26 protein-coding genes and 2 pseudogenes are annotated in these 25,015 nt (G+C 40.2%); all 28 read left to right on the forward strand.

Annotated elements, in window-relative coordinates:
- The first annotated feature begins 218 nt into the window (after positions 1-218).
- The 28 genes and pseudogenes from B5F71_RS11730 (at position 219) to B5F71_RS20680 (ending at position 24,791) form a co-directional block, all read left to right on the forward strand.
- Positions 219-635, forward strand: a complete 417-nt coding sequence (locus B5F71_RS11730; protein WP_087210510.1) for a hypothetical protein — start codon at positions 219-221, stop codon at positions 633-635.
- 5 nt (positions 636-640) lie between these two features.
- The gene (locus B5F71_RS11735; RefSeq protein WP_087210512.1) at positions 641-1,885 is read left to right on the forward strand and encodes a nucleotide sugar dehydrogenase; all 1,245 of its coding nucleotides are present in this window, start codon (positions 641-643) and stop codon (positions 1,883-1,885) included.
- Between the two features lie 112 nt (positions 1,886-1,997).
- The gene (locus tag B5F71_RS11740) at positions 1,998-3,047 is read left to right on the forward strand and encodes an NAD-dependent epimerase/dehydratase family protein (RefSeq protein WP_164488582.1); all 1,050 of its coding nucleotides are present in this window, start codon (positions 1,998-2,000) and stop codon (positions 3,045-3,047) included.
- Between the two features lie 99 nt (positions 3,048-3,146).
- Entirely contained in the window at positions 3,147-3,647 is a 501-nt protein-coding gene (locus B5F71_RS11745) for a type II toxin-antitoxin system antitoxin SocA domain-containing protein (protein ID WP_087210519.1), read from the forward strand.
- Positions 3,634-4,491 (forward strand): hypothetical protein, encoded by an 858-nt coding sequence (locus B5F71_RS11750; RefSeq protein ID WP_143269887.1) that lies wholly within the window; start codon positions 3,634-3,636, stop codon positions 4,489-4,491. The genes B5F71_RS11745 and B5F71_RS11750 overlap by 14 nt, the downstream gene beginning before the upstream one ends.
- 85 nt (positions 4,492-4,576) lie before the next feature.
- Positions 4,577-4,684, forward strand: a pseudogene (locus tag B5F71_RS21210) (IS66 family transposase); the annotation flags it as partial.
- A 239-nt stretch (positions 4,685-4,923) separates the two neighbouring features.
- Positions 4,924-5,160 (forward strand): annotated as a pseudogene (locus B5F71_RS11755) (protein CapI); the annotation flags it as partial.
- An 11-nt stretch (positions 5,161-5,171) separates the two neighbouring features.
- Complete coding sequence (locus B5F71_RS11760) at positions 5,172-6,323, forward strand: galactokinase family protein (RefSeq protein ID WP_087210524.1); 1,152 nt, start codon at positions 5,172-5,174, stop codon at positions 6,321-6,323.
- A gap of 10 nt (positions 6,324-6,333) precedes the next feature.
- Positions 6,334-7,071 carry a nucleotidyltransferase family protein gene (locus B5F71_RS11765; RefSeq protein ID WP_087210578.1) on the forward strand — a complete coding sequence of 246 codons (738 nt, stop codon included), beginning with the start codon at positions 6,334-6,336 and terminating at the stop codon, positions 7,069-7,071.
- Between the two features lie 2 nt (positions 7,072-7,073).
- Positions 7,074-7,424 (forward strand): hypothetical protein, encoded by a 351-nt coding sequence (locus B5F71_RS11770; protein WP_087210527.1) that lies wholly within the window; start codon positions 7,074-7,076, stop codon positions 7,422-7,424.
- 8 nt (positions 7,425-7,432) lie between these two features.
- Positions 7,433-8,977: a hypothetical protein gene (locus B5F71_RS11775; protein ID WP_087210529.1), complete on the forward strand. Its 1,545-nt coding sequence runs from the start codon at positions 7,433-7,435 to the stop codon at positions 8,975-8,977.
- A gap of 15 nt (positions 8,978-8,992) precedes the next feature.
- Positions 8,993-9,859: an SDR family oxidoreductase gene (locus B5F71_RS11780; RefSeq protein ID WP_087210533.1), complete on the forward strand. Its 867-nt coding sequence runs from the start codon at positions 8,993-8,995 to the stop codon at positions 9,857-9,859.
- 30 nt (positions 9,860-9,889) lie between these two features.
- Positions 9,890-11,647, forward strand: coding sequence for a thiamine pyrophosphate-binding protein (locus B5F71_RS11785; protein WP_087210536.1), 1,758 nt, complete (start codon positions 9,890-9,892; stop codon positions 11,645-11,647).
- Between the two features lie 40 nt (positions 11,648-11,687).
- Positions 11,688-12,746, forward strand: a complete 1,059-nt coding sequence (locus tag B5F71_RS11790; protein ID WP_158098083.1) for a polysaccharide pyruvyl transferase family protein — start codon at positions 11,688-11,690, stop codon at positions 12,744-12,746.
- 29 nt (positions 12,747-12,775) lie between these two features.
- Positions 12,776-13,354 (forward strand): serine acetyltransferase, encoded by a 579-nt coding sequence (locus tag B5F71_RS11795; protein WP_087210541.1) that lies wholly within the window; start codon positions 12,776-12,778, stop codon positions 13,352-13,354.
- A gap of 42 nt (positions 13,355-13,396) precedes the next feature.
- Positions 13,397-14,644 (forward strand): glycosyltransferase, encoded by a 1,248-nt coding sequence (locus B5F71_RS11800; protein WP_087210544.1) that lies wholly within the window; start codon positions 13,397-13,399, stop codon positions 14,642-14,644.
- Between the two features lie 29 nt (positions 14,645-14,673).
- Complete coding sequence (locus B5F71_RS11805) at positions 14,674-15,837, forward strand: EpsG family protein (RefSeq protein ID WP_158098084.1); 1,164 nt, start codon at positions 14,674-14,676, stop codon at positions 15,835-15,837.
- Between the two features lie 201 nt (positions 15,838-16,038).
- On the forward strand, positions 16,039-16,446 hold the full coding sequence (locus B5F71_RS11810) for a hypothetical protein (RefSeq protein ID WP_158098085.1): 408 nt from the start codon (positions 16,039-16,041) through the stop codon (positions 16,444-16,446).
- Positions 16,382-17,494, forward strand: coding sequence for a glycoside hydrolase family 99-like domain-containing protein (locus B5F71_RS11815; RefSeq protein ID WP_087210554.1), 1,113 nt, complete (start codon positions 16,382-16,384; stop codon positions 17,492-17,494). The genes B5F71_RS11810 and B5F71_RS11815 overlap by 65 nt, the downstream gene beginning before the upstream one ends.
- On the forward strand, positions 17,491-18,552 hold the full coding sequence (locus B5F71_RS11820) for a glycosyltransferase (RefSeq protein WP_087210556.1): 1,062 nt from the start codon (positions 17,491-17,493) through the stop codon (positions 18,550-18,552). Before B5F71_RS11815 ends, B5F71_RS11820 begins: the two co-directional genes overlap by 4 nt.
- Before the next feature lie 27 nt (positions 18,553-18,579).
- Positions 18,580-19,593 (forward strand): acyltransferase, encoded by a 1,014-nt coding sequence (locus tag B5F71_RS11825; protein WP_087210559.1) that lies wholly within the window; start codon positions 18,580-18,582, stop codon positions 19,591-19,593.
- 6 nt (positions 19,594-19,599) lie between these two features.
- Complete coding sequence (locus B5F71_RS11830; protein WP_087210562.1) at positions 19,600-20,715, forward strand: glycosyltransferase family 4 protein; 1,116 nt, start codon at positions 19,600-19,602, stop codon at positions 20,713-20,715.
- 75 nt (positions 20,716-20,790) lie between these two features.
- On the forward strand, positions 20,791-21,654 hold the full coding sequence (locus B5F71_RS11835) for an NAD-dependent epimerase/dehydratase family protein (protein WP_087210565.1): 864 nt from the start codon (positions 20,791-20,793) through the stop codon (positions 21,652-21,654).
- A gap of 3 nt (positions 21,655-21,657) precedes the next feature.
- Positions 21,658-23,022, forward strand: coding sequence for a GMC family oxidoreductase N-terminal domain-containing protein (locus tag B5F71_RS11840; RefSeq protein ID WP_087210568.1), 1,365 nt, complete (start codon positions 21,658-21,660; stop codon positions 23,020-23,022).
- A gap of 25 nt (positions 23,023-23,047) precedes the next feature.
- Positions 23,048-23,512: a PssD/Cps14F family polysaccharide biosynthesis glycosyltransferase gene (gene pssD / locus B5F71_RS11845; protein WP_087210570.1), complete on the forward strand. Its 465-nt coding sequence runs from the start codon at positions 23,048-23,050 to the stop codon at positions 23,510-23,512.
- Positions 23,513-23,569: 57 nt separating this feature from the next.
- Complete coding sequence (locus B5F71_RS11850) at positions 23,570-24,055, forward strand: glycosyltransferase (RefSeq protein ID WP_087210572.1); 486 nt, start codon at positions 23,570-23,572, stop codon at positions 24,053-24,055.
- A 233-nt stretch (positions 24,056-24,288) separates the two neighbouring features.
- Complete coding sequence (locus tag B5F71_RS20785; protein ID WP_206423840.1) at positions 24,289-24,651, forward strand: hypothetical protein; 363 nt, start codon at positions 24,289-24,291, stop codon at positions 24,649-24,651.
- Positions 24,645-24,791 carry a hypothetical protein gene (locus tag B5F71_RS20680; RefSeq protein ID WP_164488581.1) on the forward strand — a complete coding sequence of 49 codons (147 nt, stop codon included), beginning with the start codon at positions 24,645-24,647 and terminating at the stop codon, positions 24,789-24,791. The genes B5F71_RS20785 and B5F71_RS20680 overlap by 7 nt, the downstream gene beginning before the upstream one ends.
- Positions 24,792-25,015: the final 224 nt, after the last annotated feature.

The following is a 25,015-nucleotide window of genomic DNA, read 5'->3' on the forward strand; positions in this document are numbered from 1 at the left end:
GCGGCCAGAACCTCATCGCCCCGAACGCGCAGCAGGCGGAACAGAACATACAGGATAGTACACCCGAAAAATGAATATATACTGCATCGGCAGTTGAATATATACTGCATCGGCAGTTGAATATATACTGCAACTGCAGTTGAATATATACTGCAACTGCCGATGAAGTATATATCCCTAAAAAATAGATATAGATAACGTTTTCAAAACATACATGTATGACAAACGGAAAGAATAAAATCGAAGCCATATTCAGCGAACGCAACATAGATGAAGATTGCGATACCATAGCACGACTGCTTTCACCTTATCGGGAGGTGGTTCGTGAATTGCTAATCCAAGGCAACTATGCCAAAGCCGTAACCGTTCTAATCGAAGTGCTCGAAAGTCTCGCTTATCATTTCGTAGAGGATGAGCACTATGATTACTTTGATGATATGTACAGCCCGGACTATGTTTGTCAAGACATGATGGAGGCGGTCATTGATGCTATCAAGGGTGGAAATTTCCCCGATGTAGAGTTGCAACATTTGAAAGATGGATTGGATAAGCTCAAGCATACAGAAGCGTATGAGGATTACGGAACGCCGTATGCGTTGAATATATGGGAGAAATTTGAAAGAAAAACAAAATAACTATTATGGACAAGAATATAAAAATAGCCGTAGCCGGAACAGGTTACGTTGGACTTAGTATAGCAACGCTTCTTAGCCAGCACCATCAGGTGACGGCGGTAGACGTAATACCTGAAAAGGTAGATTTGATTAACCAACGCAAATCACCTATACAAGATGACTACATTGAGAAGTATTTGGCGGAAAAAGACCTCAACCTGACCGCAACCTTGGACGGGGCAAAGGCATACAGTGACGCAGACTTCGTGGTGATTGCCGCTCCCACCAACTACGACCCGGTAAAGAACTATTTCGATACCAGCCATGTGGAAGAAGTCATTGAACTGGTGAAAAGCGTCAACCCGCACGCCATCATGGTCATCAAGAGCACTATCCCCGTGGGCTACACCGAAAGCGTGCGCAAGAAGCTAAATACGGACAACGTGATTTTCTCGCCCGAATTCCTGCGCGAGAGCAAGGCGTTGTACGACAACCTCTACCCCAGCCGCATCATCGTAGGCAGACCTGAAGGAGACAAACGCTTGGACGAAGCCGCCCGCACCTTTGCCGCCCTGTTGCAGGAAGGAGCTATCAAGGAAAACATCGACACCCTCTTCATGGGCTTGACCGAAGCCGAAGCGGTGAAGCTTTTCGCCAACACCTACCTTGCCTTGCGTGTCAGCTACTTCAACGAACTGGACACCTACGCCGAAATGAAAGGGCTGGACACCCAAGCCATCATCAACGGTGTCTGTCTTGACCCACGCATCGGCACACATTACAACAACCCCAGCTTCGGTTACGGCGGCTATTGCCTGCCCAAGGACACCAAGCAATTGTTGGCAAACTATGCCGACGTGCCCGAAAACCTGATTCAGGCGATTGTGGAAAGCAACCGTACAAGAAAAGACTTCATTGCCGACAGAGTATTGCAAATAGCGGGATATTATACCGCCAACAGCAAATGGGATGAGCAGAAAGAGCATGAAGTGACCATTGGCGTATACCGCTTAACCATGAAATCAAATTCTGACAACTTCCGCCAATCATCTATCCAAGGCGTAATGAAACGCATTAAGGCAAAAGGTGCGAAAGTGATTATTTATGAACCGACATTGGAAGACGGTACTTCTTTCTTTGGCAGCAAAGTAGTGAATGATTTGACAGTCTTTAAGGCTCAAAGCCAGGCTATTATAGCCAATAGATACGACTCTAGCCTTGATGAAGTGAGAGACAAGGTCTATACACGGGATATTTTCAGAAGAGACTAAACTTTTTAAATGAAGAATTAAGAATGAGGAATGAAGAATCTTTAGAATATACCTCTCTAACTTCTTTAACTCCTTAATCAACAATACAATCATGTTAATTTCAAATGTAGTTTTGACAGGCAAGACCGTGCTTGTCACGGGCGTTGCCGGCTTTATCGGTTCCAATCTTGCCAAACGACTTCTTCAGGAAATAGCGGATATTAAAGTTATCGGTATCGATAATATGAATGATTACTACGATGTCCGGCTGAAAGAAGAACGCTTGAAAAAATTGTCCAGCCATGAATCGTTTGTGTTTATCAAAGGTGATATTGCGGACAAAAATATTATCAACAAACTGTTTAATGAATACAAGCCACAAATTGTAGTAAATCTTGCCGCACAGGCAGGAGTACGATACAGCATCACCAATCCCGATGCTTATATATTTTCTAACCTTATCGGTTTTTACAACATCTTGGAAGCTTGCCGTCATAGCTACGATGACGGGCAAACAGGTGTGGAACACTTGGTTTACGCCAGCAGTAGCAGCGTGTACGGCAGCAACAAGAAAGTGCCTTACTCCACCGATGACAAGGTGGACAATCCCGTCAGCCTCTATGCCGCCACCAAGAAGAGCAACGAACTGATGGCCCATGCCTACAGCAAGCTCTATAACATTCCGAGTACCGGTTTGCGCTTCTTTACGGTGTACGGTCCGGCAGGCAGACCCGATATGGCATACTTCGGCTTCACCAACAAATTGGTGAAAGGCGAAACCATCAGGATATTCAACTACGGCAACTGCAAGCGCGATTTCACTTACATCGATGACATCGTGGAAGGCGTGGTGCGCGTCATGCGGCACGCTCCCGAACGTCTGACAGGCGAGGACGGTCTGCCTGTTCCGCCCTACAAGGTATATAATATAGGTAACAACCATCCCGAAAACCTGCTCGATTTCGTGACCATCCTGCAAGAAGAGCTGGTACGCGCCGGCGTGCTTCCGACCGATTATGATTTTGAGGCGCATAAGGAACTGGTACCGATGCAGCCTGGGGATGTACCTGTGACGTATGCGGATACGACACCGCTGGAAATGGACTTCGGTTTCAAGCCAAGCACTTCGTTAAGGGACGGGTTGCGGAAGTTTGCGGAATGGTATGCGGAAGTCCGTTTTTAAACTATTATCCGCTTGTCTGTTGAATTTCCGCTTTGGAATTTGCGATAAACAAAAGAAATGACTATTTTTGTAAAACATCACTTATAAGACAAACGGATTATGGAAGACGTTGTAAAGGTTGCATCTTATATTTGCCAACGCTATCAGCGGGAGTTCGGCAAACGGATTGATGAAATGAAGCTGCATAAGCTGCTTTATTTCACGCAACGTGAGTCCATTATCCAGACCGGACAGCCTATCTTCGAAGAGCGTTTCGAGGCATGGAGAAATGGTCCGGTATTGCTTTCTGTCAGGCAGCTTTACAAAGAAGACGCTTTGCATGAGCCATTGTCGGAAGAGGCAGAAGCACAATACAAGGGTGTGTTTGATGGTGTGTTCGATACTTACGCTCCCAAAGATTCTTGGAGTTTAAGCAGCATTACGCACGGTGAATACGCATGGCGTCAAGCCCGGCAAAAGGTTGACGCAGACGGGAAAGGTCATGAACTGATGCAGACGGACGATATACGCAAAGATGCCGAAAGGGTTAAACAGCGCCGTTTCCTTTACAATAAGGTCGTTCCATTCATCTACCGGACAGACAGCTATGCAAATCACTGAGGAACAAAAACGAATATTGGATTCCTTTACGTGTGAACGCCTGTCTTCGAATCCGGACAACCTGAGGGGAGTGGAAAATTTCTGCAATCTGAGGAATGGGAGCTTGGAGCACACGCTGAAAGACACAGCTTATGCGGAAGACGAAGCAAACCACATCGCTTACTATCTTATAAAAGACGCTGACGGCAACATCCTTTTCTATTTTTCCTTGAAATGTGGTATGCTGTATGACAGTTTGGACCAAGGAGAACAATTACGCAAGCTGAACGGTTTGTTCCGTTTCCTTGTGGAATTGGAAAATGATTCTTCATCTACGGTAGAAGATAGGCAGACTATCAATTCCATATTGGAAAGCATCCGAACGAGAAAAGGCTTGGTCAAAGAAGATTTAGCCAAGATTTCACCGATAAAAAAGAATCAATTGCTGGAAGAGTTGGAAAAAGAGCCGACCGACCACCTGAAGCGTGTAGGAAAGACTTTTGCCGGCATTGAAATCGTACACTTTTGTGCTAATGACGCTTGCCGTATGCTTTGGGATGAATTTCATTTCCAGCAGAAAATAGGTGCTGTTATCTTTTGGCATTTCGTTGTGCCTAAGATTTGTGAGGCCAAAAAACTCATTGGTTGCCAATATCTTTTTCTGTTCGCAGCCGATTTGACTCCGGATGAACTGTTAATCAATTATTACGAGACTTTTTTAGGCTTCCGCTCTTCAAACGAACGCGGAACTGCCATACCTTTCTATGACTATGCCTGTAAGTTTATGTATCAGGAAATAAACGGCATAGAGGAGCGGAGAGAGCGGTTTTATAGGGATTTTAATCCGGATGAGGAAAGTGTGTAGTAAGTTGAGGTATCTGTATAATTAGAATGTTTACTTTTGCCATGTACGCCTTTTCTCCGATTGGCAGCTGCTTATTGTGGTATAATCCGTATGGAATTTCATCGGAACTTTTTTCAAAAAAATCTTTAACGGATGCAGGGGTTATGTGAACACGGTTCCTGGCAGAATCACTTTGGCCACCTGTCAATGTTAAATTCAAAACTAATTTATTAACAAAACTCTGTTTGGGGCACTGAAAAGTGCTCTTTCAAAGGGGTATGCCCTGAATTGAGTGCTTACCAATATTATCTTATAGCACACAGATAACACAGATGAGACTGATTTACACAGATTATTTTTAAAATAATATCTGTGGTCATCTGTTAAATCAGTGTTATCTGTGTGCCATAGTATAAGTTAATTCTGTACACTTACTTATGTAACAATCACTCCGAAAACCTGCTCGATTTCGTGACTATCCTGCAAGAAGAACTGGTACGTGCCGGCGTGCTTCCGACCGATTACGATTTTGAGGCACACAAGGAACTGGTGCCGATGCAGCCTGGGGATGTACCCGTAACATATGCTGACACTACGCCACTGGAAACGGACTTCGGCTTCAAGCCGAGTACGTCGTTGAGAGATGGGTTGAGGAGGTTTGCGGAATGGTATGCTAATGTTGATTTTTAAGTTCTATTCTTATGAATTATTCTTATCACATTTTTTCTCCTTATCGTGTATGTCCGTTAGGTGCTCATGTTGACCATCAGCACGGGTTAGTGACCGGATTCGCTATTGACAAGGGAGTGGATTTTTGGTTTAATCCTACCGATGACGGGCATGTGCATTTGGAATCAAAGACCTTTGACGGTACAGTGGATTTTGATATATCACAGGCTTCTCAAATCAAAGAACACCATTGGGGCGATTATGCCCGTGGTGCTAAATATGCCCTCCGCAAGCGTTTTGCCTTGCAAAAAGGTGTTGAAGGTGTCATTCAGGGTTCGTTGCCGGTAGGCGGTCTTTCTTCCAGTGCAGCTGTATTGGTAGCGTATGTAATGGCATTCGCCAAAGCTAACGACATCGAACTTCAACCCTTCGAAGTCGTAAAAATCGCTTCCGAGGCAGAACGCGAGTATATCGGACTGAACAACGGCATTCTTGACCAAGCGTGCATTGTCTTGGGTAAGAAGGATGGTTTGCTCTTTTTAGATTGCGACAGCGATGAATACCGTATCATCAAGCGTTATCCGGATATGCCAAATTTTGAGATAGGTATTTTCTTTTCCGGATTGACCCGCAGTTTGGTGAACAGCGATTACAATCTTCGGGTGTACGAATGCAAGACTGCCGCATGGAATATGCTGGCATATACCGGTCAACCGCTAAAGTCATTCGACCGTACTTTCCTACGTGACATTCCGAAATCGACTTTTGAGAAAACTCGCATTGCCATGCCCGAACGGTTTGCCAAGCGTGCCGAGCATTTCTATAGCGAATACCGAAGGGTACGTCAAGGTGTGACAGCTTGGGAAACAGGTAATTTGAAACTGTTCGGTAAATTGAGCTTGGAGAGTTGTGAAAGCAGCATCCATAATTATGAATGCGGTTCACCTGAACTGATAGCTATTTATGAAATCATGCGGAAACTTCCCGGTGTATACGGCGGACGTTTTTCAGGCGCAGGCTTTAAAGGGGCATGCATTGCCTTGATAGACCCTGTATACAAAAAAGAGATACAGACGGAATTGACTAAACGCTATCTTGCCCAATTCCCAGAATATGAAAAAACATTCCAAGTCTATTTTGTGAAACCCGACAATGGGGCAAGATTCATACAAAACGAAAAATAAAGAAAGAGTGATGAAAAATGTAATTATAGCTGCCGGGTATGCAACCCGGTTGGGGGAGTTGACACGTAACTTTCCAAAGCCTTTATTGCCGATAGGCGGTAGCACCATTCTGAACCGTTTGTTGGATGACATCGATGCGATTTCCAATATTGATGAGCATATCATTGTATCCAACCACAAGTTTTTTCACATTTTCGAGGAATGGAAGGATAAGCAACATTACGCAAAGCCTATTACCTTGGTAGACGACGGAACGGAAACCAATGAAACCCGATTGGGGGCTGTGCGCGATTTGTTGTTGGCAATCGACCGATGCAACATTCAAGATGACATGTTAGTAGTGGCTGCCGATAACCTACTTGATTTTTCCCTGAGAGGTTTTGTCGATTATGCAAACACAAAAGGAACCAGTTGCATCATGTGTCACCGTCAACCAGATATAGAAAAACTCCGCCGTACAGGCGTTATCGAAGTGGACAATAACATGAAAGTACTCAGCATGGAAGAGAAACCGCAACAGCCTAAAACGCAATGGGCGGTTCCACCTTTTTATATTTATAAGAAAGAAGACCTTCCTTTAATCAAGGATTGCTTGAATCACGGTTGTGGATTTGATGCTCCGGGTAATTTGGCACATTACTTAGTGGAACGAATTACGATGCATGCTTACGTAATGCCGGGGGAGCGGATTGATATTGGGGATAGAGAAACTTATGAAAAATGGAAGAATCATAATAAAAACCAGTAATTATGTGTAAAAGTGATTTGTTAAAAGCATTGAAAGACCCAGAAGAAGAATACGTATGGGTTCAGAATGTGCCTTCAGAAGAGTTGGACGACAGAAGTTTTATTCAATATTGGATAGACCAAACTAATTATATATTCGGGTATTTCGGATACTTATGCCCAGCAACTCGCCAATTGTGTAAGCGTGACGAGTTGGATGGTGCTCATGTAAGAATTGTAAATGGCAATGATGATACTATTTACATAACTCCTGTACATCAGTCATTCAATCGAAGTAAGTCAGAAAGACCGTTTCGGGTAAAAAGAAAATATTTAGTTATTGCCCCTAAACAAGCTCCGAAAACAAAAAACTAATAGTTTTTATGCACGATACTTTAGCAAGCAACAAGCGCATAGCCAAGAACACATTGCTGCTATATTTCCGTATGATTATTCTCATGCTGGTGTCTCTCTATACCAGCAGAGTAATACTTGACGCATTGGGTGAAGCAGATTATGGTATTTATAATGTAGTGGGTGGTGTAGTGGCTATGTTTTCTGTACTGTCGAGTTCGTTGTCGGGATCCATCAGCAGGTTTATAACTTACGAATTAGGTACTGGCAATAAGGAAAGACTTAGCAAGATATTCTCTACATCGGTCAATATACAGTTGCTTATGGCTGTGCTGGTGGTTATGTTGTGTGAAGTGATTGGTGTGTGGTTTCTCAATACGAAGATGAATATACCCGAAGGGCGAATGGAGGCAGCCAACTGGGTGTTACACTTTTCCATTGCTTCATTTGCAGTCAATCTTGTTAGTCTGCCCTACAATGCCACTATTATTGCTCATGAAAGGATGGGCGTGTTTGCCTACATCAGTATCTTGGAGGCGGGACTAAAACTGCTAATTGCATACCTTATATATGTATCCCCCGTAGACAAGCTCATTCTTTACGGAGGCTTAATATTGGGTGTATCGCTCATTATCCGCATCATTTATGGCATTTATTGTGGACATCATTTTGAGGAGGCTAAATACAAGTTTGTGCTTGAACACTCTTTACTGAAGGAAATGGCGAACTTTGCCAGTTGGAATCTCTTTGGTAATACGGCTTATATGCTCAATACGCAGGGCGTGAATATGCTCATCAATGTTTACTTCGGCGTGACTTGCAATGCGGCTCGTGCAATAGCTGTGCAGGTGGATACAGCCGTCACACAGTTTGTTAATAACTTCATGACGGCTATTAATCCACAAATCACCAAAAGTTATGCCGCAGGCGACTATGAATATATGGCTAAGCTGGTGTGCCGTGGTACAAAATACTCATTTTTCATCATGTATCTCTTTGTTGTACCCATGGTGCTCGAGGCAGATACCATTTTGGGCATATGGCTTAAGAAAGTGCCTACGGACACGGTCGTATTCATGCGCTTGGTGCTGTTCTCCACACTGGCCACACTGTTGGGCAATCCCATGTATACCGCTATCCAAGCTACAGGTAAGATACGCCGTTATCAGATAGAGGTCGTTTCTGTAGGTTGCCTGGTGTTCCCACTCTCTTGGCTGGCTTATGCGCTGGGTGCACCAGCCTACATGACTTATGTTATTTTCGCTGTCCTTTATTTCTCACTAAATTTCATCCGGCTCGCTACGCTTAGACGGTTGATGAACTTCCCTGTATGGATGTTTGTCCGCTCGGTCTTTGGTCGCATCGGTCCGTGTTCAATCTTAATGTTCCTTGTGCCAGGGTTGACGATTGTATTCATGCAACCATCATTCATTCGACTTTTATTGGTATGCATGGTCAGTTTATTATGGTCTGTGACCTGCATTTATTATGTAGGACTGGAGCAAGGTGAGCGTAGCTTCTTTCTTGATAAAATAAAACAGCTATTGGCAAGTAAACTGCATATACATATTTAATACAAGTATCGTAACATGAACATAAAACAAGTTATCAAGAAGGCGTTTAAGCTCATTTTTGCCAAACGCCCCATTTATACTACAGCGAATATTGCAACTCTTGCCCCAAACGAACTACTAAAAGGACGAAAAGCTTTGATAACAGGAGGAACAAGTGGTATAGGTTATGCCATTGCTGAGGCTTTTCTTAAGAGTGGTGCTTCTGTTTGTATTACGGGACGCAACGAAGAACGTTTGCTACAAGCAGAAGGAAATTTGCAAAAACAGTATTTCTCAATAGAGGGTAAGATTTGCCATCTTGTATTAGACAACAGGGATGTGTCTTCTTTTGATGTCAAGTTAAAAGAAGCCATAGACCTGATGGAAGGTTTGGATATCTTGGTAAACAATGCAGGTGTACAGGGTGACGCATTACCTACAGCTACAGAAAAAGCTTATGATGCAGTGCTCAACACCAACCTCAAGGGTGTGTTTTTTCTCTCGCAAGCCGTTGGGCGATACATGAAAGACAACAAAATAAAGGGGAACATACTCAATATAGCCTCCAGCAGCAGTTTGCGGCCTGCTACTTCTGCCTACACCATCAGTAAGTGGGGAATTCGCGGATTGACGCTTGGCTTGGCCAAATCGCTTGCACCGCTTGGCATAGTGGTAAACGGTGTTGCACCCGGTCCTACTGCAACGCCTATGATTATGCATGGTGACCGAAGCAACATTACTTTTGACCATATTCCGGCTGGTCGCTATGCCATGCCTCAAGAGATTGCCAATATGGCTGTGTTCTTGACAAGCGACATGGGGCGCATGATTATAGGCGATATCGTTTACATGACAGGAGGTGCAGGAGTGCTTACATTCGATGATTTGAAATATTCATTCTGACATACTAAATCAAAGATAATAAATACATATATGGAAATTCATTATACAAACGAAAAGAACCTGCAAATCATCATGGCTTTGCTGAAAGCCCATGGAGTACGAAAAATTATCACAAGCCCAGGCTCTACTAATCATACGTTGGTAGCGAGTATGCAAAACGACCCTTGGTTCGAAATGTATTCATCGGTAGACGAACGATCTGCTGCGTATATGGCTTGCGGGCTTAGTGCCGAGAGTGGTGAACCTGTGGTGATAACCTGCACAGAAGCCACTGCGTCAAGAAACTATATGCCGGGACTGACAGAAGCTTATTATCGCAAGTTGCCTATCTTGGCTATCGCCACAACGCATGGGCACAGGTTGGCTGGACAACTTAAAAGCCAAATACTTGACCATTCGGCATTACCTGTTGATGTGGCAAAAAAAAACATCTTCATCCCTATTTGCCAGACTGAAGCTGACTGCAAGTATACAGAATTGAAGGTCAATGAAGCTATATTGGAACTGACTCGACATGGAGGAGGCCCCGTATACCTAAATGTGGAAACAAATGCAATCAATTCCCGTGATTATTCGTGTACCCAGTTGCCAAAGGTCAAAACAATCATGCGCTACACTTGTGACAGTTCTTTGCCGGATTTTCCTGATGGAAAAATCGGAATATACATAGGTTCGCACAAGTGTTTCAACGAAAAGGAATTGTCTGCTATAGATACGTTTTGTGCGGTAAATAATGCTGTAGCATTTTGTGATCATACAAGCGGTTACAAAGGAAGGTTTCGGGTTGACTACTCCATCATTGGTGGTCAAGAAGAGTTCAATGATAGGTTCACTGACTGGGATTTAATGATTCATATAGGTGAGGTTTCTGGTGACTATTATAGTTCATCATCTTGCGGCTCAGTGAAAGCAGTCTGGCGTGTTTCAGAAGATGGTGAACTTAGGGATACTTTCGGAAAGCTCACTGCTGTCTTTGAGATGAAAGAGTCTACATTCTTCAGTCATTATTCTTCAGGAAAGAAACCTGTGGAGAGGCATGTCATAGAGCACTATAGGGCAATGTGCGATGAAACGAGAAACCGTATATCAGATTTACCTTTTTCCAACATCTGGATAGCATCGCAAATTGCATCTCGACTACCACAAAACAGTGAAATACACTTCTCAATATTGAGTTCATTACGTTCATGGAATTTGTTTGAGTTACCGGAGTCTGTACAGTCAAACTCTAATGTGGGTGGTTTCGGAATTGACGGCGGTGTCTCTTCGTTTATTGGAGCATCATTAGCCAATCGCAAGAAACTATATTTGGGGGTGTTCGGTGACTTGGCTTTTTTCTATGATTTAAATGCCATAGGTAATCACCATATTGGTAACAATATACGCATCATGTTAATAAATAACGGTAAGGGAGCGGAATTTCGTTTATATCAACATCCAGCCTCGCGTTTAGGTGATTATGCCGATGCGCATATCACGGCTGGCGGCCATTTTGGTTACAAAAGCCATTCTCTGATGAAAGGAATGGCAGAATCGTTGGGCTTTGAATATATCTCGGCTTCCGGCAAAGATGAGTTTATGCAGATATGCGAGAAATTCATTAGCCCTGAAATGTCAATCCGTCCCTTATTCTTCGAGGTATTTACTAACGATACTGATGAGAGTGAAGCACTATACAAGTGTCGTCATTTAGTGAAAAGCCCATTTTCTATTCATGATATGAAAAAGGTCGTAAAGTCTTTGATGGGAGCAAAGGTCGTAGATACTGTGAAACGTGTCATCAAGTGAAATACTCCTGCTTGCCAAATAAATGATGTTTTCTGAATATATGAATTTGTGTAAAAAGATAAATGATAAGATTACAGGCTTTCGCACTTCGCAATACGTGAAAGCCAAATCAGATGAATTGCTTGAAACAATATCAAGATGTGCGAACAAGCCACGTATCTATTTCTTCTGTACACCCATGCATAGTAATCTTGGAGACCAAGCGCAATTAATGTGTTGGCTTCGTTTGTTCGAACAGTGGTATCCGGATTATGAAGTGGTTTGTGTGCCAACTCGGTGCCGTAAGTTTAAGACGATTAGAACTATTAGGAAAAACTTGAAAGGCAATGACTTGATATTCGTACACAGCGGATATCTTATATTCGACCCACACCCAGAATTACCTTTTATACTTGATGTGATAAGAGCTTTTTATGACAAGCCCATTACTATATTGCCACAAACGGTTAATCTTATGGGCGAATGGTATAGTCATGTCGTTTCCACAGCTTTCAATGGACATTCGAACCTCACATTGATTTGTAGGGATGAGGTGTCTTTGGAAAAATCGAAAGAGTTGTTTCCTAACGTAAAGTTACGCTTACTTCCCGATGTAGTGACTTCATTAATAGGCGATCCTGCATTTCAATATGAAAGCATGAAGAGGAATGGGATTTTACTATGTATAAGAAATGATGGAGAGAAACTGTATAGTAACAAACAAATCAATGAATTCCGCTCGCGGTTTAATGACATACGTACAGACCTTTATGATACGACCATAAGTGCCCGTATGTGGGAATGGGAAGAGAATCGAGAACGGCTTATTTGTGAAGTTATAAAAAAATTTTCTTCATATAAACTTGTCATTACTGACCGTTATCATGGTACAATTTTCTCACAGGTGGCCAATACGCCAGTAATAGTGTTAAGCTCTACTGATCACAAGTTAAGTAGTGGTGTAAGGTGGTTTCCAAAAAATGTGTTTGGGCATATGGTAACGTATGCCAAAGACTTGAAAGATGCGTATGCAAAGGCTATAGAAGTGTTACAACATGAAAGTGTACTATATCAGAATCCTGCATATTTTAAGAAAACCTTTTATAACAAACCATTGTGAGAGAATCGTTACATTTAAAAGATTTAAAGATGATAAAAACAAAAGCCGACCTGAAAAAATACTTGGAGGAAGACCGGAAAAACTACCCCCCCCTATTAAGCTTTGTTGGCAGACTAAGAAGTGCGTTCTTTTCAACTCCTATTGGCATTATGATTCCTCAATACAAATATCTGTATTATCTTAGAAAAGCGGAATTTGCTATCAACTCAAAATCTAAATTCAGAAAAATCTTCTATTTATACCTTTTAAGGAAAATGAGTTACAAGACGGGATTCCAAATACCGCCCAATGTACTTGGTCCTGGAGTTACTTTATTCCATTTTGGTATGATTGTCATAAATGGTAAGGTTAGGATTGGAAGGAATGCCAAGTTTCAGCCCAACGTAGTAATTGGCAAAAAAACACCTAATGGTGGTGTTCCTACAATTGGAGACAACTTCTATGTTTGTGCGGGAGCAAGGATTTATGGCGACATAACCATAGGCGACAATGTTCGTATTGGTCCCAATTGTTGCTTGTATAAGAGTGTACCAGACAACTGCGTTGTAGTAGGAAACCCTGCGGTTATCGTAAAAAAAAATGGTGAAAAATGTAGAATCAATCTATAAGTGGCAGGAATGTTTGTCACTTGATAAAAAAACTTTTTGCAAATGAGAATTCTTTGGTTTGAAACAAGCCAGCCAGCCCGATATTTGGGAGGCCGCAAACAACTTGTAGTCCGTGGATGGCAAGATGCGCTTGAAGAGATAGTCAGGCAACAGTCTGGAATTGAGTTGTTTGTCGCTTTTGAGAGCGAAACAGACCATGAAATGAAGAGTATTGATGGGGTCACGTATATGCCTGTCCATACACACTATTCTTTTTTTGAGAAGAAAAAGCGAGGATTTTCTTGGAGAGTCAACGAAAGTAAGGTTGTAAATGCTTGCGTACCTATTGTCGACTCAATTAAACCAGACCTTATTCATGTCTTTGGAAATGAATGGCCCTATGGGCTTATAGCGGAACATGTAAATGTGCCTGTAGTGATACACATACAAGGCAGCATTATACCTTACGATAATGCGTATTTCCCTCCAGGATATAATACCTGTGACTTAATAAGAACAGCAGGCTTGAACCTGCACCATCAGTATCATGTTATTAGGGAACGATGTAGTGAAAAGTCGCGTTTGGAGATGGAGAAGCGTATTTGGAAGTCTGTTGACCACTATATGGGGCGCACCTGCTGGGATAGGGCGTTGGTGAACGTTTTGCATTCCACTGCCACCTATCATCATGTGGAAGAAGCTTTGCGACCAGAGTTTATGGAAACTACAAAGCGTTGGACGCTAAAAGACACAAATAGAAGGCTAAAGATTGTAACAACAGGGTGCAGTTCGTTTTGGAAAGGTGTGGATGTAATGCTTAAAACCGCACATATATTGAAAACCAATGGGATAGATTTTGAGTGGAACGTAGCAGGCAGTCTGCCTCTAAAAATCAGGAATACTGTAGAAAGAAAAGAAAAATTGAAATTTTCTGATAACAACATACGGATATTAGGATATATAAGTCCCTCTGAACTCATCGACTTGCTATGTGATTGCACTTTATATGTCCATACGGCATATATAGAAAACAGTCCAAACTCCATATGTGAGGCTCAGTATTTAGGGGTTCCAGTTGTATCAACGATGGTGGGCGGCATAAGCACTCTGATTCGTAATGGACAGGATGGGATTCTTTTGCCAGCGAATGATCCGTGGCAAATAGCTAATGCGATAATGGAATTGTCAAAAGACAAAGTTCTGCAGAATCAATTCTCATCGAATACATATGCTTCCGCAAGGAAAAGGCATTCTCCAGAGAACATCGTGGCTCAACTTTTGGATTGTTACTATGATTTGTGTAAAATGTGATGTTTCTTAAAAATAACCGATTTGCAAGAATGGATTATCCTTATATATTAAATTTTTTCATCATGCTGCTGTTTGCATACTTGTATTGGAAAAATCCAAGACAAAAGTATGTGAAATGGGCATTTGCATTGCAATTTCTCTTTTTCGCATTGCGGGCTCCTGTTGTAGCCGGCGATATGTGGAACTATATCCGGTACTTGGATGGCGAGCGAAATTTCTATAATTATGATTCGCGTGAATTGGAGATGGGTTTTTTGATATATAGACAGATCCTATCATCCTTGCATATAGGAAGATTTGGATGTATGTTAATCAATTCTTTTTTTATATGTTTCCCCGTTTATTTATTGATAAAGAAGTATTCAAGTAACCCTCCATTGTCGTTGGCATTGGTAACAGTCTTTGGTTTGTATGTTTTGTATTTTTGCGCATTAAGGCAGGTTTTGGGTTTATCAGTTTTATTCATGTGTATGCTTTATGTATTAGAAGATAAACGCAAGATAAACAATAAACGTAAGATTTTTGTATATGTGCTTGGTACGTTTATAGGGTACACATTTCATACTTCTATCATTATTTATTCAATTTTATTTGCCGTATCATTCTTTTTACGTCACATTATGAAAAAAAAGATCTTGATAATCGGTGTTGTTTTGAGTGCGCTAATGGGTGTGGTATTGGAACGATTTAACATAGGGCAAGCTTTTGATTTCTTTTTAAATCTGAATTTCAGTGCAACAGAACGCATACAGGGATATTTAGAAAGTGAAGAAACAAATGAAATTACCTCTGTAATGCTCGCGTTACGTCCTTCAGTATTGGCGATGACCGCATTTTATTTTATAGATAAAGAGAAGGAAACTCATTGGTTTACTATCATTTATTTCATTGGAGTTGTGATGGGTAATCTCTTCATATCTGTTCCTATGGTGAACAGGTTGATTCAAGGCATGACAGTATTTGGTATTATTGTGTTTACTTGGATTTTCAACGGGAAATATGTATTTGACTATAAATACAGGAAAATGGTAAATACAATTTGTCTATTCGTTTTTCTTTATTTCTCACAATCGATAGTAAAGAACAATTTATATTCCAATATTGACCTTACAGCCTCATCACGAATGCACCCGTATCAATTTATATGGGAAGATTATTCGCAGCACCCGTCAATTAAATATTATGGAAATTAGAAAACAATTAAAATGAAAAAAATATATAGAGAGAAAGTTCGGGAGGAACTTAAGATGTACGATATGAGCTTTAAAGCTTTTGTCTTAGGATACGACAGTTGGTATATAGGAACGTATCTTCGTTGTATGAGATATGCTTCATATTATCAATGTAAATCTTTGATATATAAGGTGATATGGGGGGGGGGTAATAAATGGCTGATGAGAAGAATCGGACGGAGGTTAGGCTTCCAGTTCGGTCAGGCATCCATTGGCTTTGGCATCAAGATTTTCCATTGGGGAAGTATCGTGATTAACACCAAAGCCATAATCGGTAACAACTTCTGTGTGTATCCTGGCGTTTGCATCGGCAGGACTGTTGATGGCGGTGTGCCGAAAATAGGCGACAATGTGACATTTTTTACTAATAGTGGTGCATACGGAGGGATAACTATCGGCAACAATGTGACTGTTGCCCCAAATGCTGTTGTTACCCATGACATTCCAGACAATTGTATCGTGGCTGGTGTTCCTGCCCGGATAATTAAATATAAATCAATCAACAATGAAAACAAAAGCACGTGTAATAGCAATCTATCTGCCGCAGTTTCATCCCATACCCGAAAATGATGAATGGTGGGGGAAAGGGTTTACAGAATGGGTAAATGTGGCGCAAGCTCGACCTCTTTTTAGAGGACATTATCAGCCTCATATTCCCCGCGACTTAGGGTTTTATGACTTGCGGATGCCTGAAGTTAGAGAGGCTCAAGCTGAAATGGCAAGGAATGCAGGTATTGAGGGATTCATGTATTGGCAATATTACTTCGGGAAAGGAAAAATGCTCTTGGAACGCCCCTTTGAAGAAGTGCTGCAAAGTGGCAAACCGGATTTCCCTTTCTGTCTCGGATGGGCGAATCACAGCTGGCAGACCAAAACATGGAAGCGAAACGCAAGTAGGAAAGACGGAAAAACTATGATAATGGAACAAAGGTACGATGGAGTAGAGCAATATAAAGCACACTTCATGTATAATCTCCCTGCTTTCAAAGACAAGCGATATATTACGGTTGATGGAAAGCCTGTTTTCACTATATGGAATCCTAAAGACCATCCTGAAGAAATAAAGTTGATGATAAACATATGGCGCAATTTAGCTGTGCAAAATGGCTTAAAAGGCATCCACTTCATTGCGCGACAGTATATGTACAGCACATTAAGTGACTTGTTGAATATGGGGTTTGATGCCGTATATCAAGAAAGGACTGCCAATGCTATGTATGAAGGAAGTACGGAAATGTTTAAACATCATGTGATGAATGTATTACAGAAGACAACAGGGCACAAGGTTTTACTTGACAAACACGATTTTAAAAAGTGTTTTAAAGCTTTGGTTAATGATGAGGCATCAAAAATAGAAGTGTACCCGTCTTTATTGTCTGGATACGACCGCAGTCCACGTGCAGGGAGAAACGCCCAAATGTTTTACAATTTTACTCCTGAGTTATGGAGAGAACATATCAAAGACGTACTCAGTTATGTGAAATTCAAGGATAAGGAACACAACATTATAATCTTGAAGTCGTGGAACGAATGGGGAGAAAGTAATTATGTAGAACCGGACATAAAGTATGGAACAGCCATATTGGATGTACTGAAAGATGAGTTAATAGTGAAATGAGACGAAAAGCATTATTTTTCTTGCCGTCTTCAATTGGCGGAGCAGAACGAATGACCATAACCATCGGTAAGATGCTGCCTAAAGATGAATTTGAAGTAAAATTTATTATTGTAGGGCGAAACTCAGGTTCCATAGGTTGTTTTATTCCATCGGAATATGCTACAGAGTTTTTACACATAAGCAATGTTTGGGATTTTTTTACATTCAAGATAATGAGAATAATGCGGCGAGAGCGTCCTCATGTTGTGTTTTGCTCGTTAATGGTGTATAACTCTAGAGTGGCTTTGGCGGCACATTTAACAGGAGGGGTAAAAATTGTGGTCAGAAACAACAATGACTTTACCCAAATGCGTAAAGACAAGCTGTTGCTCTGCAAAGCCACTTATCCATTCGCAAATGTTATTATTGCCCAACAGGAAGAGATGAAGCAGGACATTATCAATCACATACCTAAGGTTGCTGACAAGGTGGTGGTTCTTCAGAATCCAGTTGATGTATCCACTATTAAAGCAAAAGCTAATGCGCCTTCACCTTTCCCATTGGACATTAGGCAAAATGGATGCAACTATGTATGCGTGGCTCGATTTGCATACGCAAAAGGACAAGATGTATTGGCAAAAGCCTTTGCCATACTTGCAAAGAGGAATAAGGATGCTCATTTATATTTCGTAGGAAAATATGATGAGAATGACCGCTATTACAAGAAGGTGAAACAACTAGTGACAGATACTGGGCTGGACAATCGAGTCCATTTTGTGGGTTTTGATGATGATCCTTATCGCTGGATGCGCCATTGCAATTGTCTTGTGCTGCCATCTCGCAGAGAAGGTTTGCCCAACGTTTTGATAGAAGCTCAATATCTTGGTATACCTGTTGCTGCTACAGTAAGTTTGCCTGTAATAAGGAGAATCGTGAAAGAGGGTGTAAATGGATATACAGTTCCATCAAATAATCCTCAAGCATTAGCAGAGGCTATGGAGAAAGCCATAAAACTACATGATGTGCCCGTAACGTATAAAAGTGCGGAACCGAGTGAGTTTGTTGAGTTGTTTAGGTAGTGTTAACATATAAATAGTAGTGTTATAATGAGTACAAACTCACAAAATCGTGTGGCTTGGATATCCATACTCCAAGCTATTACCATGGCTGCAGTTCTTATAGGACATATAGACTTAGCCGGAGATTTGAATCCAGACTATCCGATAGCAAGTTGGTTGGATAGATTGCAGGCATTTCAGATGCCCGTGTTCTTTTTTATTTCAGGATTTCTGTTTGTTCGTTCTTCTTTATTCCATAAATCGTATTCGGAAATAGTAAAGAATAAATTGCACAGATTGGGTATTCCTTTTCTTTTTATGTCTCTATTCATGTGGATAGTTAAGCTATGTTTGCCTCAATCAATGTTAGAACATCCTGTTTCTCTCTCATGGAATTATCTTTTCAATGTCTTTTTCGTACCATGGAATGGCCCAATCAGGCATTTATGGTTTTTGGAGACTTTGTTTTTATTTTTTTTATTGATGCCACTTTATAAGTGGACATTAAAAAATAAATGGACTTCTGCGTTATGGATAATCTTTTTGATAGGATTAACTTATCATCCTTATAGAATTTTGGGCATAGATACTAACTCTGATACGGTTAAGATTCTCTGTTTGGATAGAGATTGCACCTTTTGGCTATTTTTTTATATAGGAATGGTTATCTGTAAGTTTGATTTGATAAAATATTTTCAAAATAAATGGATATTTGTAGTGAGTTGCATTATTTATTATGCCCTTTGCTTCTTTCCAATAGGACTTAGGAATAGTGTTGGAATAATAGGAATTGTGTATATCACATCACTTAGTTATTTACTTGCAAACAAATTACCTAATTTATTTTCAAGTTATTCGAAATATACTTATCAAATTTATCTGTTGCATATGCTTCCTATCATGGCTGTAAAATTCATTTATCACCGTAATTTGTTGACTGATGATATATGGTTTCCAGTATGTTGGGTTATCAGTCTTTTAAGTGCAATTTACATCCCTACTGTAGCAGCAAAGATTGCAGAGAAATGCCCTAAGAATATTCGAATGTTAATTGGATTATAAATAGAAATGACTAATAGATTATATTTTTTTGCTAATATAGGTAATTGGAAAAAGAATCCTATTGGTGGAGGACAGACTTCTGCTCGACGAGTAATAGAAGGTTTCCGGCAAATGGGAATAGAAATAATAGAAGTAGATAGGCACTGGAATGTACTGACAAGTAAAGTTGGACACTTTATAGAAAACAGTTTCTATGCCACTATAAATACTGCGGAATTGTTTTTTGTTCTTTTGTTTGGAAGAAGGAGTAACTCTGCTATGTTTCATATTTCCTATTCTGCAAGTCTGTTGCCATTAGAATTTATAAATGGAGTATTGGCTTGTATGCTTGGATATAAGACCATTTTGTATTTGAAAGGCGGTAAGCTCGAAGATACAATAAAAGGGCTTCATGGCTTGAAAAGATGGATATTCAAGAAAAATTTAGATATGCGTTCTTTAGTCCTTTTTGAAGGAGAAAGTGATATAGAACGAGTTAAACCGTTTACGAAAAGTCGATTGGTGTATTTCCCTAATTACATATTTGAAAAAAATATTCCCCAAACTCACCCTGTAAAGTCCAAAGATTATATCGGTATATGCCATTTTGGGAGAATAACGAAAGATAAAAATGTACACCTTGTTCTTGACACCTTTGAAATTCTTGCTGAAAAATATAATAATATCAGACTCACCTTGGTTGGCGGATTGAGCGGTAAAGGCGGAAATAAGAAATATTATGATATGGTTGAAAGCAGATGTAAGAACTCAAAGTACGCTAACCGAATCCTTCGTGTAGGGCAGTCATCGCAAGCATATATTGCGGATATGCTTTCAAAAAATCATATATTTTTATTCCCAACCGCAGATCCGTGTGAAGGTCAATCTAATTCCTTAAATGAAGCAATGACACAGGGTGTGATACCCATAGTCAGTGATTTTCATTTCAATAAAACCATCGTAGCAGATAACCGATTAGTCGTAAAAGGGTTTGACGCTAAAGATTATGCGGAAAAAATTTCAGATTTGATAGAATCTAACTTGTTAGAAGATATATCTATGGAAATGTGGAATCGCATAAAAAATGTTTATTCATTCGAGCGTGTCAATAAGAGAATTTGTAATGAAATAAAAGGTGTATAAAACAGATTCTTTACATTGATTTATAAACGAAATCGAAAGATAAATTGGTACACAAATAATCGAAAATTAAATTTTATGTCAACAATACTAATATGTGGTCATCGGGCGTATGCCGTGCGAGGACTGAAAAGTGTATTTGAAAGACAAGGGCACACGGTGCTTGAATTTTCACGAGGAGAAGTAAAACGGGAAGGAAATACTATTACAGGTCCAGTGATAGAATTGGATGCGAATCCAATGTTTAAAGAAAAAATTGATGTGGTTGTTAACTTTATTTTATTGCAAAACAGTACAGTTAAGGAAAATGAAGAATATGTTAACGCTTTACTTCGATTCTGCGCTATTCACTCTGTAAAACGGTTAGTTCAAATTTCTTCTATTTCATCTTATCCCAATGACGCTTCGCTGATAAAAGAAAATACCCCTATAGAAAATCATGTAGAACTGAAAGGTGGATATGGTCTCATCAAAGCTACAGTAGATAATTTACTTGAAAACAGTCGACAAACCGTACCTTTTGAGATTGTTTTTGTACGTCCAGGGTATATTGTAGCAGCAGATAATCCGCATCCATTTAAAGGTATTGCTAAATTTTTCGGTTCAAAATTGGCCATATTAATAGGTGATAAGAAAGCAACATTACCATGCATCCATCGTGATGTATTACATCAATGTCTGACAGAAATAGCTATACAAGAAAATCCACTTCCTGTTTACTTGCTTGTGGAAGGTGAAAATGAAACAAAATATTCATATTTCCGTTCTCAAAGTCAAGCTTTAGTTATTCCTTTACCCAAATGGATATTTTTCTTAGGAGCAGATATCGCAAAAGCGTTGCATCTACTCAAAGAACGACATGTTTGCATGATAAAAGGTGCATTTAAAATAAACGGATTTGATAATACATTAACAAAAAGCAGACTCAACGCTTTGAAATAGGTTATGAAAAAAATTGCAATAATTGGAAGTGGGGCATACGGAAGTTATGCTGCCAGCTTGATAGGAGATTTGCATCCAGATTGGGGTATTCATATTTATGAAGTAGGAGGTAAAGAAATTAAGAATCAAGATGAAATAGGTCTATGGTCGGAATTATTGAGTAATCCATATGATGCCTTAACAAAAGGAAGGTATTTTGGGTTTGGCGGTGCAACGGCAAAATGGGGCGGACAAATACTTACTTTTTCCAAAAATGATTTTGCTAATCCATCTAATTTTTTAAAAGAAATTATCGCACTCAATGAAAAATATCGGCAAAACATATTCAGAAAAGTAGGGATTGAGAATAATTATCCAGAAAAGCGAATTGCAAACGGATTGTTTACAAAAACCGGAGTATGGTTGGACTATTTTTCTCGTAATTTATTCAAAAAATTTAAGGTAGAGAAATATCCAAACATACATTTGCATCCACATTGTCGTGTAATAAAGATTAATACAAAAGAAAAAAATGTGGTTTCTTTTGATTACTTAGAAAATGGCGAAAAGAAGAATGCTGACGGATATGATTTTTATGTTCTTTCAGCAGGTGCTTTTGAAACCACACGTCTAATGATGGTGTCAGGATTGCAGGACCATACTTGTGTCGGTTTCTCTGACCATATTGCAAAAAAAGTATTTCGAATTTTTGATACGACAAAGATTGGTGATGTGGATATGCAATTTAAAATAAAAAAAGCATCTTTTATTACAACCCGCCTTATCGGTGAGAAAAACGGTTGTTCTTTTTTTGCCTACCCATCCTTCAATGCTGAGTTTCCGTTTTTTCAAAACCTGAAGAAATTACTCTTCGGCAAGAAATTTAGTTTTAAAATTATAGGTGCTATTATTCGTGACATTCCAAGTTGTATGGCTTTCGCATGGAGTTTTTTTGTCAAACATAAATTGTATGTATACAAAAATGCATGGTTTTTAGTATTACATATGGAAAACGACTTGGGTTATGGTAAAGTGTATTTATCTAAACATTTGGATAAGTTCAATCAACAAGGCTTAGCTATTGATTTCAGTATTCCGGAACATTCTGAACGAAGCTTTAATGAAATAAGCAATGAGCTTGAGCAAATGTTGAAAGATAATCATATACGATATACTCGTGTAACAGAAAAAATCCATACTGAAAAATTTGAAGATGAATACCATCCATTTGCTTTGTATTCCGATTTTAAGTCAGTGGATGACTACTTTAACACTTTTAATAATATGCTTGTCATACATTCGGGTGTTTTACCGCGTGCAGGTGGTATTAATTCTACTTCAGCGGCGTTTCCTCTGATTGAAGAGTTTTTCAGAGAAAGATATAAATAACTTATAGAAGAAAAAGTGTTTGTTCATGAAAACGAAAATTTGTTTAATATCTTCCTGCGGCGGTCACTTCATGGAACTGATGCAACTGCTTCCATTGGTGCAAGGCAAGCGATATTACATCGTCACAGAGAAGAATGTCGCATCAACCGGAGCGGTAAAGAAGCATCCGCATCATTATTTGGTACAGCAAGAACGTGGAGGAATTAGTTTCATTTTTAAGTTCGGATGGAACATTCTCCTTTCATTCATTTATTTTGTAAAGGAAAAGCCGACCACAGTAATCACTACGGGCGCAGGTGCGTCTTATCCTACCTGCCTGTTTGCGCGGCTGTTCAAGCGACGGATTATCTATGTGGAAAGCTTTGCCAAATTAGACAGTGAATCGGTTACAGGCAAGATGGTATATCCGTTTGCTGACTACTTCTTCGTGCAGTGGCCAGAAATGAAAAAGGTCTATCCGAAAGCCATTTACAGCGGAAGCGTTTATTGATTGTTTATACAAGTGACTTCCCGGTAAGCCACTTTCGTTCTTTGACTTATTGGAATTATGGACAAGATTAAGTTATTTGTCCCATTGGGAACACAGAAGTTCCCATTTGGACGTATCATCACTGCCTTGAACCTGTTGGTTGACCAGGGCACATATAAAGCAGACGAGATAGTGATGCAATCCGCGCTTTATCCGGTGAAACCGGAGTTCACGCATTACGGACTGATCCCCCACGAGGATTTCGACCGTTATATGCAAGAAGCAGAGGTGGTGGTTACTCATAGTGGTGTAAACTCCATTATATCTTGTATGGAAATGGGTAAGCCTTTGGTCGTTTGTCCCCGTCTGCATGAATACAATGAGCATGTGGACAACCATCAGATGGAAATAGCCACACTCATGCATGACAAGTATGACGTGCTGATATGTACGGACATGAAAGATTTGCCGGAACTGATTGAGAAGGCAAAGACACACAAGTACAAGCCTTGGGTAAGCCATAGAGAAGAATTGCTTGAGGCAATCAGTGGGTTGATAATATAACGTTATCAACTACGAATGAAATGACTTTAAAGAAATAATAGCATTAGTTATTAGCTAAAATTATCAAGATACTCACCAGCCTGCAGAGACACAAGTACGATAATGCCATAAATCTCATTTTATGTAACCTATGGCAAGTGACAATAACATGTATTCATCTATTGCCGTAAGCAGTCAAAAAATGGCTATTGATTGAAATGGGTAACTTCGCTGCCAACCAAATTTATAGAATTATGTATAGCAGTGAAGATCTTGAAAGGTTTTACTTTCAGTACCAGACGGAGGCGTTACCCCGTGGAGAATCTCTCCAATCGTTTTGTGTCAAGAACAAAGTCCCTTATAACATTTTCCAGAAATGGTTTAAGGATACCCGCAAAAAAGTAGTTGAAGTTCAGATTGATGGTGCTCCAGTGATAGTCCATGAGGAAAAGACTAAGACTGATGACCAGCCTAAACCTGTATCAAAAGGCTGCAATGACAATCCCGTCCGCATATGGATTGACGTCCGTATCAGTAATGGGTTACACTTGTCCCAAAAGAATTTAAGCTATCAGGATTTAGTCCGGATGATAGAGAAGCTGGAGGGTCTATGCTGAGTGTTACCGGCCTGAATCATTTTTATTATGTGCGTGACTTTACCGACATGCATTGTAAGCACAGCCGTGTGTTGTCTATCATCCGTGAACGGCTTCACCGGGAACCCTGTGACAGGGATGTCTTTATTGTCATGTCGTGAAATCGAAGAATAGTCCGTATGTTTTCATTTGCCAATCATTCATACAGCCTGTTCAAAAGTGCCTTTTCAAAGGGGAATGCCCTAAATTGAGTGCTTACTTGAGAAATGTACAAACCCATAAGTCACTGTGCTGTAAAAGTGAAAGCTTTAGAAACTTCATCATATACAAATTTGTGAATCTCCCCAAGTATTCCTATCTTTGAGGCATGAAAAGAAGAGAAAGA

This window comes from Bacteroides sp. An269 (assembly GCF_002159755.1).
GTDB lineage: Bacteria > Bacteroidota > Bacteroidia > Bacteroidales > Bacteroidaceae > Phocaeicola > Phocaeicola intestinalis.

Coding starts and splice junctions, on each gene's coding strand:
- B5F71_RS20785 (WP_206423840.1), top strand. CDS start 24,289: ATGTATAGCAGTGAAGATCTTGAAAGGTTTTACTTTCAGTACCAGACG.
- B5F71_RS11735 (WP_087210512.1), top strand. CDS start 641: ATGGACAAGAATATAAAAATAGCCGTAGCCGGAACAGGTTACGTTGGA.
- B5F71_RS11825 (WP_087210559.1), top strand. CDS start 18,580: ATGAGTACAAACTCACAAAATCGTGTGGCTTGGATATCCATACTCCAA.
- B5F71_RS11775 (WP_087210529.1), top strand. CDS start 7,433: ATGCACGATACTTTAGCAAGCAACAAGCGCATAGCCAAGAACACATTG.
- B5F71_RS11805 (WP_158098084.1), top strand. CDS start 14,674: ATGGATTATCCTTATATATTAAATTTTTTCATCATGCTGCTGTTTGCA.
- B5F71_RS11745 (WP_087210519.1), top strand. CDS start 3,147: ATGGAAGACGTTGTAAAGGTTGCATCTTATATTTGCCAACGCTATCAG.
- B5F71_RS11815 (WP_087210554.1), top strand. CDS start 16,382: ATGAAAACAAAAGCACGTGTAATAGCAATCTATCTGCCGCAGTTTCAT.
- B5F71_RS11830 (WP_087210562.1), top strand. CDS start 19,600: ATGACTAATAGATTATATTTTTTTGCTAATATAGGTAATTGGAAAAAG.
- B5F71_RS11770 (WP_087210527.1), top strand. CDS start 7,074: ATGTGTAAAAGTGATTTGTTAAAAGCATTGAAAGACCCAGAAGAAGAA.
- B5F71_RS11835 (WP_087210565.1), top strand. CDS start 20,791: ATGTCAACAATACTAATATGTGGTCATCGGGCGTATGCCGTGCGAGGA.
- B5F71_RS11785 (WP_087210536.1), top strand. CDS start 9,890: ATGGAAATTCATTATACAAACGAAAAGAACCTGCAAATCATCATGGCT.
- B5F71_RS11765 (WP_087210578.1), top strand. CDS start 6,334: ATGAAAAATGTAATTATAGCTGCCGGGTATGCAACCCGGTTGGGGGAG.
- B5F71_RS11795 (WP_087210541.1), top strand. CDS start 12,776: ATGATAAAAACAAAAGCCGACCTGAAAAAATACTTGGAGGAAGACCGG.
- pssD (WP_087210570.1), top strand. CDS start 23,048: ATGAAAACGAAAATTTGTTTAATATCTTCCTGCGGCGGTCACTTCATG.
- B5F71_RS11800 (WP_087210544.1), top strand. CDS start 13,397: ATGAGAATTCTTTGGTTTGAAACAAGCCAGCCAGCCCGATATTTGGGA.
- B5F71_RS11790 (WP_158098083.1), top strand. CDS start 11,688: ATGAATTTGTGTAAAAAGATAAATGATAAGATTACAGGCTTTCGCACT.
- B5F71_RS11840 (WP_087210568.1), top strand. CDS start 21,658: ATGAAAAAAATTGCAATAATTGGAAGTGGGGCATACGGAAGTTATGCT.
- B5F71_RS11820 (WP_087210556.1), top strand. CDS start 17,491: ATGAGACGAAAAGCATTATTTTTCTTGCCGTCTTCAATTGGCGGAGCA.
- B5F71_RS20680 (WP_164488581.1), top strand. CDS start 24,645: ATGCTGAGTGTTACCGGCCTGAATCATTTTTATTATGTGCGTGACTTT.
- B5F71_RS11850 (WP_087210572.1), top strand. CDS start 23,570: ATGGACAAGATTAAGTTATTTGTCCCATTGGGAACACAGAAGTTCCCA.
- B5F71_RS11780 (WP_087210533.1), top strand. CDS start 8,993: ATGAACATAAAACAAGTTATCAAGAAGGCGTTTAAGCTCATTTTTGCC.
- B5F71_RS11750 (WP_143269887.1), top strand. CDS start 3,634: ATGCAAATCACTGAGGAACAAAAACGAATATTGGATTCCTTTACGTGT.
- B5F71_RS11760 (WP_087210524.1), top strand. CDS start 5,172: ATGAATTATTCTTATCACATTTTTTCTCCTTATCGTGTATGTCCGTTA.
- B5F71_RS11730 (WP_087210510.1), top strand. CDS start 219: ATGACAAACGGAAAGAATAAAATCGAAGCCATATTCAGCGAACGCAAC.
- B5F71_RS11810 (WP_158098085.1), top strand. CDS start 16,039: ATGAGAAGAATCGGACGGAGGTTAGGCTTCCAGTTCGGTCAGGCATCC.